Genomic DNA, 15,342 nt, shown 5'->3' on the forward strand with positions numbered 1-15,342 from the left:
ATTTTTGATGTAAGATTAACAATCTTTGACAAAGATAAATTAATCTTCTGGCTATCTGAAACCTTCAATATCTAATTAATATGTTATCTCGGTTCAATACTTTCCTCTGTATTATCGCAAGCCTAGCTGCTTTTTCGTCCTGTAAAACAGAAGAAGCCGTTCCCGCAGTGAGCTCCCAGGGTATAGTACAAATCGACGAGGCCAATAGCCGAACTTTTGTGCAGAGAGATTTAAGTAATCAGGGCAAAATAGTGCTGGTGGGAAAGAGCAGTCAAAACTTTAGTTCTGCCCAAGTGAAGTTTAAGAATGTGATGGGTGGGAAAGAGACCGATTGGCTCACCCTTAGCAAGGAGGGTTCTAACTTCAAAGGAGAGTTTATTTTACAAGGAGGAGGATATTATCCCGAGGTCAAATTATTACAAGACACGAAGGTTTTGACTGATACCGTTTTGAGTAAAACACCATTTAAAGTAGGAGAAGTATTTGCGGTTATTGGGCATTCATTGGCCGAGGGACAAGCCCCCTATGAATTGACAGATTATGACAAAGAGTGGTGCGAAATCGTCAAATACTCCGATAGTAATGTGGTAGGTTTCTGGGGAAGACTCGCCAATATGTTAAAGAATAGATATTTAGTTCCCATCAGAATTTACAGCACGGGAATCGGTGGGTCTACTTCAGAACAATGGGGTAAATCTGCCCTGGGATTAGAATTTACGAGTGGTTTATTTGATTGGAAAAAGAGATATCCTTATTCCTTCTTCGAAAATAGAATTTTGAATGATGTGCCTAAAAGTGGTTTAAGAGCCGTATTGGTACTTCATGGTGAAAACGATGTCACACTATCCATCGACAATATCGTCACTTATACAGATGCCTACATGAAGTTTACCCGTGAACTTCTCAAGAGTAAAGATTTGAGTTTTGTGGTTGCCAGAAGTAATAGAGGACTCAACAAAGTAGAGGATCAACACGTACAAGAGGCCCAAAACATCATCATTAAAATATTACCTTATGTCTATGAGGGAGCTAATTTGCAAACGGTGGTAGGGCCAGGATTTCGTTGGGATGGAACCCATTTTAACTATGCAGGCTTAGAGGAAGCAGCTAGAAAATGGGATATTATATTTGAACCCAAATTATTCACTCAAATGAATCCCGTATTGCGAAGTCGCTAAAGCTCACAGGCATCGACCGAACTCCCCCAAATCAATCGATTTTTAGCGACAAAATCATAGGCTCTGTCTAGGAAAGCATAGGGCAAAAAAAAGAATATACGCAAGCCTTGATAATACCAAGGTGCCAGGTGCACCAATATTTCAATGGCTCGGGATTTGATAAATACCTGATCATTCCAAAGCACTTTGATACTATCGACCACCCAATTTGCATGAGGATGTTTTTCTATACTATCCAGAAAATGTGGGGAACCTTGAAAATCAATCTGTATCTTTTCGCCACACATACCTGCTAAAATTTTGGCGCAAAAACGACAAAATCGGCAATTCCCATCAATAAAAACAGCTGTCTTCATTAGCGAACTAATTCAACCCAACCCTTTAAACTTTTAGTTTTCAAACTTGGATCATTCACATCGAAACTAACATCCACTGTATAAAAATAAGTTCCCACGGCCATGTCTTTTCCGGAAGCATCCTTGCCATTCCAGCCAAAATCTGCCCCTGTGCCATTATATTCATATACCAGTTGACCATAACGATCCACTATCTTACATACTACAGTTTTCACAAAGCGAGGGCATCGCAGCGGCAACCAAACATCATTCTTTAAATCCCCATTAGGACTGAACAGGTTGGGTAATTCAAAAGAAGGGCAATTGTCCTGGTTCAGCGTTTCGCTCTTCGGACTTTCTTTACCTAACTGACTAACTGCCGTGACATAATAGCTACCAATAAATGAATCCCTTTTTTGATGCATATACTTTAAATCATTCACCTCCGCAATTCGAGTAAATGGACCCGCGGGACTTGCCGCATAGTAAATTCGGTAAGAAGCAATACTCTGATCACAAGTTCCCGTTAAAGTGGGCTGCCAAGTTAATTGATTAGTGAAGCTGGTAAAATTACAGTTCAAAGAGCCATCCAAAGCCGCACAATCCGGTGCAGATAAAGTTAGTTTGGGTGCACAAGGATTCACATCCGATTGTGGTTTCAAGCAGACGATCTTAGACGCATTTATTAAGGTCATTGCTGGGAAACCCTCTCCGTAAGAGCCTAAGGTTTCAACATAATAACAATAGGTAGAATCTGGAGAAAGGGTGACATCAAACTTTCCATCTCTGGTGAAGAAATCGGTTCCTTGATCCGTAAAAGTATAGGTAGTAGGCCCACCTACAGAGACTTCTGAAATCTGGTTAAACTTACCCGATCCACGAGAAGTCTCTCGATACACCCGATGTACCTGAAAATCATTTAACCAAGGTACATCCGCTGACCAAGCCAAGCGGTTAGCCCTCACGGTAGGCTGCGCAAATAACTGTACTTGAGCGGCAGGACTAGGTGAATCCAACAACCTGAATTGACCATTTACGGTATAATAAAAATCAGTACGATAACGGTACACTTTTGAATCCGTTGCAATACCTTTATCTACATAAGATGTGTCATTTCTTGCAACTATTACAGAGGCAGGAATTGGATTTCCGACTGCCACAAAATTGGTGGAGCCATTCCCCTCTGCCCGCATTACTTGGTATTGATATGGCCCCTTATACAAACTCGTATCAAGATTCAATGGACGTGTCCAACGAACTAATATTTCGCCACCAACGGCATCTGTTTTTTGAATGGAGACATTAGTCATTAATGGGGCGGATGATGGAATGAAGGCACAACTAGAATTAGACATGGGACTGTAATCCGTTTGTCCGCTGGAGTTCGTGAACACCACCACCAAAACATAAATATAATTAGCATTCTTCATGAGACCCGCGCCTTTATTGGTATCCTCATACTGTACCTCACTGGCATTTAAACGAGCAATTTCCGTAAATCCAGGCAATTGCATACCCGTTTCACAAGATTTATTCACGACAGGTGCACAGGCTGCTTGTTTACGAAAAACGATGATTTTAGCCCCTGGCAATGAACAGGCATAAGGGCTCCAGGTCAATAAGGCGGAACCTTTGGTAGGCTGAATTCTGGCCACCAGATTTTTAATGGAAGGAGCAATGATTTTAATCTTCCATATTTTACTATCGACCAATTTCACCCCTCCTCCTACAGTGATCGGAGGATTGTCTTCTGCTTTAAAGAATATGTCGTAGGTTTCCTTTCGAATATGCTGACAGGCTGTTTGCCAAGTAAAGGTACCTGTGGCAGTGCCCGTTTGCCTTGGACTTGATATAAAAGTAGCAAAAGGCTGTTTAACCGCATATGTGGTATCTATTGGGTACACATTACCCAAACTGGTGATGGTTACAGGATCTAATCTACCCGTCTTGGAAGGCGCATCGGTGGCCGTGATCGTCTCCCGAATCAAGGCTCCGGCTTGCACGCATACGTCGGCTGGCACATTTATTTTAGGGCCTTTATTATCCAAATCCTTTACTTCAATTTGCATATCACGCACCGTCTCCGAAATCTTGACACCATTTCTCCATTCTTCTACAATAAAGGCACAATTGTACAGTCCCAATTCCTGCGGAGAATCCCAAATCAAATCTCCATTTAAGGAATTGATGGTGAAGGAAGATGCCGTGGTAGAAACCTCATTCGGTTGTCTAAAATTAGGTGCGGTAATTCCTCGACTATTGGGATTACAGGTTTCATAATCTCCGTAACGAGATACGGTTAAACGATAAGCCAAACTATCTCCTTCCGCATCTACGGCATTCGGATTGTGAATAAAAGGCTGCCCCACGACAGCCGTTAAATCTACCGCTGGATTCAACAATAAAGGGGTGGAATTTTGGCCTAAACCCGAGTTAATGGAAAAGATGGTTTCCACATAAAAAGGAACCTCTACGGAACGTGTAATATTTCTAACCCCATCATTTCTATTGGGAATAGCCACCGATACTTTGTAAAATAAAGCAGGGGCAGGATAGGTATATTCAATTTTATAGGTGTTTTTCAAGGTTCCATTACCCAAGTTGACAATAGGCAAAAGACGCTTGGCTTTAAAAATTCCTGAACCATCACCAAAACAAAAATTCACATCCGTCTGATCTTGATTAGCTCGATTGTCCTCAGTATAAGTGGTTAAGGTAAATTCATAGGTAAGACTGACATTGGAAATCCGCTTCACGGTAATTTCTCCCCCCTTTAAGTGGGTCGAATGAGCTTGAAAAACCACTCCTAAAAAACTAAGCAAAAAGGCAAGAAAGTATTTAGAATAATTTTTAGCGGACATAAAACATATTTGTAATATGGAAAGTTAATTAAGCAATTCGAAAAAAATAAAAAAAAAGGTTTTTTTAATCGAATATTTGAAAGACCCACGAATCAATTGTAGTTTTATGTCCTAAATTTTCACTTGTGGTTAAATATGAGCGACTATTTAATTAAATCAAAATAAATTTTATTTATGGCTTGGTTATCAAAATCACTAAATTCATCTCTGGGAAAAAAGCTCCTAATGGCTATTACCGGCCTATTTTTGGTCAGTTTCTTGGTAGTTCACTGCGGATTAAATGCAACGGTATTTTTCAATGACGGTGGCGAAACTTTTAACAAAGGAGCCGAGTTCATGGCTAAGAATCCCTTTATTCGTACCATGGAAATCGTTTTATTTGGAGGTTTATTGCTCCATATTTTAGACGGTTTACGTTTATGGATAGACAACAAAAAGAAACGCCCTGTAGCTTATGCTGTAGTAGATGGGGCTGCCAATAGTAAGTGGTATTCTCGTTCTATGGGACTCTTAGGAACTTTACTTTTATTATTTATCATCATACACCTGAAGCATTTTTGGTATTTCTCTCGTTTAACAGACAACTTAACAGAAGAGCATACTTTATTCCATGAAATGCAAGCCATTTTTGCAAGCCCTGTGGTAGTAGTCATTTACGTCTTAGGTTGTATCTCTTTAGCCTACCACTTATTACATGGATTTCAGAGTGCATTCCAAACCTTAGGTTGGAATCATCCTAAATATACCCCAACCATTAAGTGCATTGGTGCAGCCTACTCAATCATCATTTCGATTATTTTTGCCGCTATGCCCATTGCCTTCCATTTAAATTTGATTCATTAATACCTCAGCCGATACGATTGTTATGACAAAATTAGACGCAAAAATTCCAGAAGGTTCTTTAGCCGAAAAATGGACCAAATATCGTTCCAGTGTTTCCTTAGTAAATCCTGCCAACAAACGTAATTTGGAAGTAGTCATCGTAGGGTCAGGATTAGCAGGTGCTTCTGCAGCCGCCTCTTTGGCTGAGTTAGGATATAAAGTAAAAGTTTTCTGTTTTCAAGATTCCCCTCGTCGTGCGCACTCGATTGCAGCTCAAGGAGGTATTAATGCCGCGAAGAACTATCAAAATGATGGTGACTCTATTTTCCGCTTATTTTATGATACCATCAAAGGAGGTGACTACCGTGCTCGCGAGGCCAACGTTCACCGCTTAGCAGAGGTATCTGGTAATATCATTGACCAATGTGTAGCGCAAGGTGTACCATTCGCTCGTGAATACGGTGGATTACTTTCCAACCGTTCCTTTGGTGGAACGCAAGTACAGCGTACCTTTTATGCAGCCGGACAAACGGGACAACAATTATTATTAGGTGCTTATTCTGCTTTGCAACGTCAAGTGGGCATGGGAAATGTACAATTGTACGCTCGCCACGAAATGCTAGATGTGGTAGTAGTAGATGGAAAAGCCCGCGGTATCATTGCTCGTAACTTGGTTTCGGGTGAATTAGAGCGTCACTTCGGACATGCCGTGTTGTTATGTACAGGTGGTTACGGAAACGTATTCTACTTATCTACCAACGCCATGGGCTCTAACGTAACAGCGGCTTGGAAAGCACACAAAAAAGGAGCGTTTTTCGCTAATCCTTGTTACACACAAATTCACCCAACTTGTATCCCTGTTTCCGGTGATCACCAATCGAAATTAACCTTGATGTCGGAGTCCTTACGTAACGACGGACGTATTTGGGTTCCCAAAAAGAAAGATGATCCTCGCAAAGCGAATGAGATTCCAGAAGATGAGCGTGACTACTACTTAGAGCGTCGTTATCCTGCATTCGGCAACTTGGTTCCACGTGATATCGCTTCTCGTGCTGCCAAAGAGCGTTGCGATGCTGGATATGGAGTAGGTGCTTCAAAAATGGCTGTTTATTTAGATTTCGCTGCCGCTATTATTCGTTATGGTAAAGCCGAAGCCAATAAAAGAAATTTACACCAGGTAAGTGATGAAGAAATTCAAGCCTTGGGAAAAGAAGTTGTAAAAGAGAAGTATGGTAACCTATTTGATATGTATAAGCAAATCACTGGAGAAGATCCTTATGAGCAGCCTATGCGTATTTACCCTGCAGTCCACTATACCATGGGTGGACTTTGGGTGGATTACAACTTAATGACAACCGTTCCTGGCTTATATGCTTTAGGAGAGGCTAACTTCTCAGATCACGGAGCTAACCGTTTAGGTGCTTCTGCCTTGATGCAAGGCTTAGCAGATGGTTATTTTGTTATTCCTTACACGATCGGTGCTTACTTAGCTTCTGAAATCAGAACACCAGCTTTGTCTACTGACAGTGAGGCCTTTGTGAATGCAGAGAAAGCCGTACAAGAGCAGATTGACAAACTTATGAGCATAAAAGGAACGAAGTCTGTGGATTATTTCCACAAAAAACTAGGTCTAATTATGTGGAATAAATGCGGTATGGCTCGTAATGAGGAAGGCCTCAAAATGGCGATTGCTGAAATCCAAGAACTGCGTAAAGAGTTCTGGAGTGATGTTCGTATCCCAGGTGAAGCCAACAACTTAAATCCAGAATTAGAGAAGGCAGGTCGTGTGGCCGACTTCTTGGAATTAGGTGAATTGATGTGTAAAGACGCCTTGGAAAGAAATGAAAGTTGCGGAGGTCACTTCCGTGAAGAATACCAAACTGAGGACGGAGAAGCACTACGTGATGATGAAAATTTCGCATATGTAGCCGCTTGGGAATACCTTAGTGAATCAAAATTCGAATTACACAAAGAAGAGTTGAAATTCGAAAACATTAAAATTGCTCAAAGATCCTATAAATAATTCGATAACATGGAAGGAAATTTAAACCTGACGCTAAAAATCTGGAGACAAAAAAATGCTCAAACTGCGGGTAAGTTCGAAACATACCAAGTAAGCGGTATTTCGGAGGATATGTCCTTTTTGGAAATGATTGACGTGCTCAATAACCGTCTTATCGAAGAAGGGGATGATCCTGTAGCATTCGATCACGACTGCCGCGAAGGTATTTGTGGTATGTGCTCCATGTACATCAATGGTCGCCCGCATGGGCCTAATAAAGGAGTTACTACTTGTCAATTGCACATGCGTAGCTTCCAGGATGGTCAAACCATCACCATCGAGCCATGGAGAGCAGAAGCTTTCCCTGTTATCAAAGATTTAGTGGTCAATCGCTCGGCTTTTGATCGTATCATTGCTGCCGGTGGATTTATCTCCGTGAATACAGGAAATGCTCAAGATGCTAATAGCTTACCTATTCCGAAAGATCATGCTGATGATGCCTTTGCTGCTGCTGCATGTATTGGTTGTGGTGCCTGCGTAGCTGCCTGTAAAAATGCATCTGCCATGTTATTTACTTCGGCTAAAATCTCGCAATTGGCCTTATTACCTCAAGGACAAGCTGAACGTGCCAAACGTGCTGAAGCTATGGTAGCACAAATGGATGAAGAAGGATTTGGAGCTTGCTCCAATACGGGTGCTTGTGAAGCAGAATGTCCAAAAGGTATTTCTTTGGAGAATATTGCACGTATGAACCGGGAATATTTCTCTGCGGTATTTACGTCAAAATAATATTGAACTTAACCCAAGCCCCTTGAATTCAAGGGGCTTTTTTTCATGCCTTGTTTTTAGAGCCCAATCATTCGAAATCATCCCAAAACTCCAATCCCAGTGGTTGGGTGGAGGTGATTTGTGGCTCCATGTTTTCAGGCAAAACAGAAGAGCTCATTCGTCGACTTAAAAGAGCCAAAATCGCGCAGCTACAAGTAGAGATTTTCAAGCCCGCTGCTGATACCCGCTACCACGACGAGGATATTGTTTCTCATAACCACAATTCCATTCGTTCCACTCCCGTACATAGCTCCAGTGAAATTTTACTCTTGGCAGGAAGCTGCGATGTAGTCGGTCTAGATGAAACACAATTCTTTGATGAGCATATCGTGGAAGTTTGCAATACCCTAGCCAATCAAGGTAAAAGAGTGATTGTAGCAGGTTTAGATATGGATTTTAAAGGTATCCCATTTGGACCCATGCCAAGACTTATGGCCATCGCAGAATACATCACTAAAGTACATGCAGTTTGCGTAAAATGTGGAGGCGTGGCACATTATTCACATCGAATTGTTCAGCAACAAGAAACCGTGATGTTAGGTGAAGCAGATAGCTATGAAGCTCTTTGCAGAACCTGTTTTACCCACGTGTAAAGGAATGCCCAAAGACCCTAGTTTCAATAAATTATTCCAAAGGATTCGTGCCAAAAAACCGAAAGATTTGGATATGCAGTTTAGCAAGGCCCACGAGGAAGTTTTTAAACAAGTGGAATGCCTCAGCTGTGGAAATTGTTGTAAAACTACCAGTCCCATGTGGAACGAAACCGATATACAGCGGGTGGCCAAACACCTAAAAATGAAGGTGGCTGATTTTCTAGATGCTTATTTAGTAAAAGATGCGGATGGTGATTGGGTCTATCCTGCCAGCCCCTGCCCTTTCCTTTTAGAGGATAATGCTTGCGATATTTATGAGCAAAGACCTAAGGCCTGTAGAGAATACCCACATACAGACCGTAAAAACATGTTAGGCATCCTAAAATTAACCCAAACCAACACACTTATTTGTCCGGCCGTTTCCCAAATCATGGAAAAACTGGAAAGAATTTATCATTAGGAAATTTGCCTATTAGAATATTTGAAATTGCGCGTATTTTTAAAGAAATTCGCAACAAATTAAACCAAAAAACCGCATGGAAGCAGCAGAATATTTAGGAATTGATGTTGGAGGAACTGGAGTGAAAATGGGCATTGTCCATCCAGAAACAGGGCATATCAGTAATTTTCAAAGTTATGATACCGCCACCTGGAGAGAATCCAATCATTTCTTAGATCGTTTAGCTGATGCTATTGCCCTACAATTATTTCAGCACAAGCATGTGCACAAGGTGGGTATTGGTCTACCAGGTATTTTAACCAAAAATCGTAAAACATTGATTGAGATTACGGCGATACCTGAGATTGACGGAGCACATTTGATTTCCATGCTGGAAAAAAGATTTCCTGATCATCAGTTCTTCATGGAAAATGATGCGAATGCGGCCGCTTTAGGAGAGTTTTACTTCTCTCCTGAAAAAGAAAGTATGCCCGAAGATTTCATTTTCTTGACATTAGGAACAGGTATTGGAGGTGCGGCCATCATCGATCGTAAGATTTTCTTAGGTGGAGATGGAAATGCCATGGAACCAGGACACGTACCATCTAGAAACGGAAAGGTATTGGAAAGAAATATAGGAAAGAAGGAATTACTACAAATGGCTAATGCCATGCGTGCCAATTACAAAGGAAAAACGGTTTTAGCGGCAGATGGATCTATTTCTACCACTGCCCTAGTAGTTGCAGCAGAAGAAGGAGATGAACTAGCCTTAGCTATTTGGAATGAAGTTGGAGAAATGTTAGGAGACATGATTGTATCTTTAATACGTATCTTGGATATTAAGAACATTTTTATCGGTGGTGGACTTTCTGCCTCTTTCGACTTCATTTTACCTAGCATGGAGAAACAGTTGAACTATTGGTTGACTCCAGCTTATTTGAAAAAACTAAGTATCAAAAAGGCACTTCTAGGAAATGATGCAGGTCTATTAGGTGCAGCATCCCTGTGTTTTTAAGGCATTGATGTAAATCAAATGTGAGAATTTTACACAATTCAAAAAAAAGAATTATTTTTATCTAATTAATTATTTTAATAGTGCAATTAGGCTTAAAATTTGTTTGATAATCTAAGTTTTAATTCTAATCTTTGCATCGTTTTTGAACCCCAAAATATTTTAGAAATGGCAGATATTGCAGAAAAAGTAAAAAGCATCATCGTTGAGAAATTAGGAGTAGAAGCATCTGAGGTTACTCCAGAGGCATCTTTTACAAACGATTTAGGAGCTGATTCCTTAGACACAGTTGAGTTGATCATGGAATTTGAAAAAGAATTTAACGTATCTATTCCAGATGATCAAGCAGAGAATATCCAAACGGTAGGACAAGCCATCACCTACTTGGAAGAGAACGCAAAGTAATTGTAACGAAATAATAATGATGTCAATTGGTAATTGGTAATGAATCAAGAACTTAGTTTCTTGAAAAATCACCCTTACGAATTGACATTTTTTATTTTTCAAACCTAAAATTAGAGGATACATATGGAGTTAAAACGAGTTGTTGTAACGGGCTTAGGTGCCCTTACCCCTATTGGAAATACAGTAAGTGAATATTGGGAAGGTTTATCCACCGGTAAAAGTGGATGTGGCCCTATCACCAAGTTCGATGCTGAAAAATTCAGAACTCGTTTTGCTTGTGAGATAAAAAACTTCAACGTAGAAGATTTTATTCCGCGTCAAGAGGCTCGCAAAATGGATCCATTCACCCAATATGCTATTGTGGCTTCAGATGAAGCCATCAAAGATGCGGGATTTGATATGGATGCCATCAATAAAAACAAAGTGGGAGTTATCTGGGGATCAGGTATCGGTGGACTTAAAACTTTTGAAGACGAAATGATTTATTTCGGAAAAGGTGATGGTACTCCCAAAATCAATCCCTTCTTCATCCCAAAAATGATTGCTGACTCTAGTTCGGGACAAATCTCCATCAGAAATGGTTTCCGTGGTCCAAACTACGTAACCGTATCGGCTTGTTCTTCTGCTAATAATGCCATCATAGATGCCTTTAATTACATTCGAACTGGACGTATCAACATTTGTGTAACGGGTGGTTCAGAAGCCCCTGTCACCATTGCTTCTGTTGGAGGTTTTACTGCCATGAGAGCCATGTCAGAAAGAAACGATGATCCTGCAACGGCTTCGAGACCTTATGATGTAAACCGTGACGGTTTTGTGGTGGGTGAGGGTGCAGGTGCCTTAGTTTTAGAAGAATACGAACATGCAAAAGCCAGAGGGGCTAAAATCTATGCCGAATTGATTGGTGGTGGATTCTCCTCAGATGCTTATCATATTACGGCCCCACATCCAGAGGGATATGGTGCCTTATTATCTATGTTGGATGCTTTGGAAGATGCGCAAATCAAGCCTGAAGAGGTTGATTACATCAATACCCACGGTACCTCCACACCAATCGGTGACCCTCAAGAATTAAAGGCGATCCTGGATTGTTTTGGTGAGCATGCTTATAAAATGAGCATTTCTTCTACCAAATCCATGACTGGCCACTTGTTGGGTGGTGCTGGAGCTGTAGAAGCGGTGGCTTCCATATTGGCTATCCAACATCAATTTGTTCCTCCTACCATCAATTGCCAGGATTTAGACCCAGCGATTGACCAAAATCTAGACTTGACCTTGAACAAAGGAAAAGCAAGAAAAATAGACGTTGCCTTAAGCAATGGATTTGGTTTTGGTGGACACAACGCTACCGTCATTTTCCGAAAAGTATAGGCTTATGAAAATTCTCTCGGTGTTAAACTGGTTGAATCCTATCCGTCTAAATGAAAGAGAGAAATTTCTAAAGAAATCTGTAACCCATCTCATTGGAGAAAGCCCCTCCAATCTTTCCTTGTATCGACTGGCTTTTTTGCATGCCTCTGCCTCCAAGGACAGTATCGCAAAATCATTTAAAGAATCCAATGAACGTTTGGAATTTCTAGGTGATTCAGTATTAGGCATGATTACCGCTACCTATTTATTTCAAAAATTCCCCTTTAAAGATGAAGGCTTTCTCACTGAAATTCGCTCCCGAATGGTGAGTAGAGAATCCTTGAACGTGCTTGGAAGAAAATTAGGTTTGGATGAGGTCATTGAATATGAGAATCAAAAGAAAACCATACTTTCCAGGTCTAGCATGTACGGGGATGCTTTAGAAGCATTCATCGGTGCCATTTACTTGGACAAAGGTTTTGCCTTCACACAGAAATTTATCACAAAAAAGATTTTAACGCAGTATTTCGATTTAGAAACTGTGGTACAAAATAATCCTAACTTTAAGTCCATCCTGATAGAATGGGCCCAAAAAGAAGGGAAAAAAGTGGTTTTCGCCCTAGATGAAGAAGGCCAACACCACAATAAAGAATTTACAGCTATCGTTTTGGTAGATAATCTAAAAATAGCCGAAGGAAAGGGCTATTCAAAGAAAAAAGCCGAACAAACAGCTGCTATGAAAGCTTGTGAAGAATTGGATATAAATAATTAAAGATGTCGACGCCCAATATTTTGCTTCATTACTGGACTGAAAAAGGTCAAAACAGTACCTTTCAAGATATTTTACAGCAAGAACTCCCCTCCCAAGTCTTGGAAGTCATTCAGGCTGAATTAATGAATCAGTTACAGAGCCAAACCGTCCAACAGCACTTACCATGCTTCGATTGGGATAACACTCGTTTCCAAGAAAAATGGGATAATATCGTTCGTTCCTTATTATTGCAAGTAAGTCTACCCAATTTCATTTGGGAGCAATGGATACAGGAAATTCAAGAGAATAGTTCGGCAAAGGATTACTTATTTCAAGTATTAGGATCTGAAAATCAAGAAATTACGCCAGAAAATATCCTAACGGCAGAAGTATATTTTGAAACTAACAATACCCTAGAGGACTTACCAGAAGAAAGCCCAATTGAACCTGAGCCAGAGAAAATCGTGGTGGAGGAAATAATCATTCCTACTCCTGAAGTAAAAGCAACTGTTATTGAAGAAAAAATCATTCCTGAGCCAATAACAGAGGCTAAGAAAGAGCCTGAAGCCAATCTAAACCATATTCAACCAGCGGCGGGTATTGTGATTGAAAATGTTCAAACTTCGATCAAAACCCCATCAGCAGACAACTTTTTCCAAGAAGAAAATACTGAGGCTAAGGTTAGTCCTAAGAAAATTATTGAAGTCATTGCAGATTCTTCCTCAGAAAAAGTTTATGAAAAGCTACAAGGAACTGATAGTTCATTGAAGTCCTTGGTGGAAACTAAAATGACGGAGACATTGGCTAATAGCATCAGCTTAAATCAAAAAATTAAATTTATACAGTCCATTTTTGATGGAGAAGGACATCATTTAAACCAATTGATTGAATATATCGACCAAGAAGCAAGTGGTGCTTCCTGGCAGGCAACCATTGAACAGCGCTATTCCCATTTCCAACGAGCAGATAATGAAGAGGCTTGGGAGGAATTATTGGAAATGATTCGCAGAAAATTCAATTAATTGATTTTCAATATCAATTAACTTATCAGAAGGTTAGATGTGCCTCCCTAATTTCACTTAAAAAAAGTGAAATATTGGACCATCATACTCTTTTTCAGTTTCCCCTTACATGCGCAAGAAAAGCATTCTCCTAGCTGGGAAGAATGGGAAGCCGGTCAAAATACCTATCAACATTTCCTCCAGAATCCACTGGACATCAATCAGGCCACAGCAGCTGATTGGCATCAATTGGGTTTACTCAGCAAGGGCCAAATTGACTCATTCCTTGAATTCAAAACATTAACAGGCTCCTTTTACAGTATATGGGAATTACAAGCCATCCCTCTTTGGGACATTTCTACTTTGCGCAAAATCCAACCATTTATCACCTGTCAAGTACCTTTCCAAAAATGGGGTTTAGAATCAACTCATCATCTTTGGATCCATCGAATTGAATTTACATTGGAAGAAAAAAAAGGCTTTAGTCCACCCGATAATCGTAGTAAAGTACGCTACCAAAATAGCCCCTATGCCGAGCTACACCGTTACAAGGGACAAATCAGTCCTAGCTTAAGTATGGGTTTTCTACTCCAAAAGGATGCGGGAGAAAGTGAAATCAACGATTTCAGCAGTGCCTACCTCCAATGGATTAAACCCCAAAATTTTCTTTATAAGGTAATCATAGGTGATTTTGTCCAACAATGGGGTCAAGGATTAGTACAGGCTGGTGGATTTAGTCTAGGTAAAAGTTATGAAAGTATTATATCCACCCAAAAATTCCACTTAGGCGCAATACCCTACAGTTCCAGTGTGGAATCTGGTTTTTATCGAGGAATCTCGCTGGGATTACAAAAAAATGCTTGGCGAATGGAAAGCTTTTATTCTCATCGGTATTGGGATGCTACTATTCAAAAGGATAGTATCAGCCAAAGCTATTACACTTCACTCATAAATACCGGATTACACAGGACTTCCACGGAAATAAGCAAAATAAATCAAGTTCAGGAATGGAGCTGGGGAAATTCGCTTAATTGGCAATCCCCTCAACATGCCATCGGTGTGCAAGCCAATATGACATGGAGCCGATGGTCGCTTCCCAAAAAAAATGGAAATAAGAATTATCAAATGGATGATTGGCAAGGAAATAATTTACTGAATACATCCATTTCAAGCCATTTTTCTTGGAAGAGGGCTCTATGGATGGCAGAATTTGCATTCTCTAATTCTCATGCTTTTGCCCTCATGCAAGGTGCAGCTTGGGCCAAATCTAAAGCCATTGATTTCTCCTATGTCATTCGGTATCACTCTGCAGGCTATTTCAGTCCTCAAGCGCAAGCACTAGGTGAAAGTTCCGAGGTCAACAATGAATTGGGGCTCTTTCTGGGTAACCAGTATCATTGGTCAAAAAGAAAAAGATTATCCTCATATTTGGATTTCTTCCTATTTCCTGCGCCCAAATTCCAAGTGAATCAATCAAATTCCTGGGGCTGGGAAGCATTAAGCAGATACCAATTAGAGAAAAAATCGCAATTTCAATTATTCCTTCAAGCTAAATGGACATCCAAGCAGGAAGATAATACCTTTCTAAAAGAGCAGTTAATCCGAAAACATCAATGGCAACTGAGTGCCGACTTCAAAAAATCAATGAATCGTTATTGGGATTGGCATGTCCGATTAATGGGCACTTATATCCTTTCTCCTGTACAAAAAGATTGGGGATGACTACTGATCAACGATTGTAATATTTCGTGGCGCAAATGGGCAT

At 40.4% G+C, this 15,342-nt stretch carries 14 protein-coding genes; 12 read left to right on the forward strand and 2 right to left on the reverse strand.

The features are described 5' to 3' along the window. The first annotated feature begins 80 nt into the window (after positions 1-80). Entirely contained in the window at positions 81-1,178 is a 1,098-nt protein-coding gene (locus ESB04_RS11045) for an SGNH/GDSL hydrolase family protein (RefSeq protein WP_129027809.1), read from the forward strand. On the opposite strand, the gene ESB04_RS11050 is transcribed toward ESB04_RS11045, so the two are convergent. Next, positions 1,175-1,534, reverse strand: a complete 360-nt coding sequence (locus ESB04_RS11050; RefSeq protein WP_129027810.1) for a thiol-disulfide oxidoreductase DCC family protein — start codon at positions 1,532-1,534, stop codon at positions 1,175-1,177. The genes ESB04_RS11045 and ESB04_RS11050 overlap by 4 nt on opposite strands. After that, the gene (locus ESB04_RS11055; RefSeq protein WP_129027811.1) at positions 1,534-4,374 is read right to left on the reverse strand and encodes a T9SS type B sorting domain-containing protein; all 2,841 of its coding nucleotides are present in this window, start codon (positions 4,372-4,374) and stop codon (positions 1,534-1,536) included. Before ESB04_RS11055 ends, ESB04_RS11050 begins: the two co-directional genes overlap by 1 nt. A 174-nt stretch (positions 4,375-4,548) precedes the next feature. Between ESB04_RS11055 and ESB04_RS11060 the strand changes: the two genes are divergently transcribed. The 11 genes from ESB04_RS11060 (at position 4,549) to ESB04_RS11110 (ending at position 15,299) form a co-directional block, all read left to right on the forward strand. After that, positions 4,549-5,217: a succinate dehydrogenase cytochrome b subunit gene (locus ESB04_RS11060; RefSeq protein WP_129027812.1), complete on the forward strand. Its 669-nt coding sequence runs from the start codon at positions 4,549-4,551 to the stop codon at positions 5,215-5,217. Between the two features lie 22 nt (positions 5,218-5,239). After that, positions 5,240-7,219 (forward strand): fumarate reductase/succinate dehydrogenase flavoprotein subunit, encoded by a 1,980-nt coding sequence (locus tag ESB04_RS11065; protein WP_129027813.1) that lies wholly within the window; start codon positions 5,240-5,242, stop codon positions 7,217-7,219. Between the two features lie 9 nt (positions 7,220-7,228). After that, positions 7,229-7,987, forward strand: coding sequence for a succinate dehydrogenase/fumarate reductase iron-sulfur subunit (locus ESB04_RS11070; protein WP_129027814.1), 759 nt, complete (start codon positions 7,229-7,231; stop codon positions 7,985-7,987). A 50-nt stretch (positions 7,988-8,037) separates the two neighbouring features. Further along, positions 8,038-8,619: a thymidine kinase gene (locus ESB04_RS11075; RefSeq protein WP_129027815.1), complete on the forward strand. Its 582-nt coding sequence runs from the start codon at positions 8,038-8,040 to the stop codon at positions 8,617-8,619. Positions 8,620-8,623: 4 nt separating this feature from the next. Continuing rightward, a complete protein-coding gene (locus ESB04_RS11080) occupies positions 8,624-9,079 on the forward strand; it encodes a YkgJ family cysteine cluster protein (protein WP_129027879.1) in 456 nt (151 codons plus the stop codon). Between the two features lie 76 nt (positions 9,080-9,155). After that, a complete protein-coding gene (locus ESB04_RS11085; RefSeq protein ID WP_129027816.1) occupies positions 9,156-10,073 on the forward strand; it encodes an ROK family protein in 918 nt (305 codons plus the stop codon). 165 nt (positions 10,074-10,238) lie between these two features. Continuing rightward, positions 10,239-10,475, forward strand: a complete 237-nt coding sequence (locus ESB04_RS11090; RefSeq protein ID WP_092019417.1) for an acyl carrier protein — start codon at positions 10,239-10,241, stop codon at positions 10,473-10,475. 123 nt (positions 10,476-10,598) lie between these two features. Continuing rightward, on the forward strand, positions 10,599-11,846 hold the full coding sequence (gene fabF / locus ESB04_RS11095; protein ID WP_129027817.1) for a beta-ketoacyl-ACP synthase II: 1,248 nt from the start codon (positions 10,599-10,601) through the stop codon (positions 11,844-11,846). A 4-nt stretch (positions 11,847-11,850) separates the two neighbouring features. Further along, positions 11,851-12,597, forward strand: a complete 747-nt coding sequence (rnc, locus tag ESB04_RS11100; RefSeq protein WP_129027818.1) for a ribonuclease III — start codon at positions 11,851-11,853, stop codon at positions 12,595-12,597. A gap of 2 nt (positions 12,598-12,599) precedes the next feature. Beyond that, positions 12,600-13,598 carry a hypothetical protein gene (locus ESB04_RS11105; RefSeq protein WP_129027819.1) on the forward strand — a complete coding sequence of 333 codons (999 nt, stop codon included), beginning with the start codon at positions 12,600-12,602 and terminating at the stop codon, positions 13,596-13,598. Positions 13,599-13,664: 66 nt separating this feature from the next. Continuing rightward, complete coding sequence (locus ESB04_RS11110) at positions 13,665-15,299, forward strand: hypothetical protein (RefSeq protein ID WP_129027820.1); 1,635 nt, start codon at positions 13,665-13,667, stop codon at positions 15,297-15,299. The last annotated feature ends 43 nt before the right edge of the window (positions 15,300-15,342 follow it).

Origin of the sequence: Aquirufa rosea, assembly GCF_004118285.1 — a bacterium.
Lineage (GTDB): Bacteria > Bacteroidota > Bacteroidia > Cytophagales > Spirosomataceae > Aquirufa > Aquirufa rosea.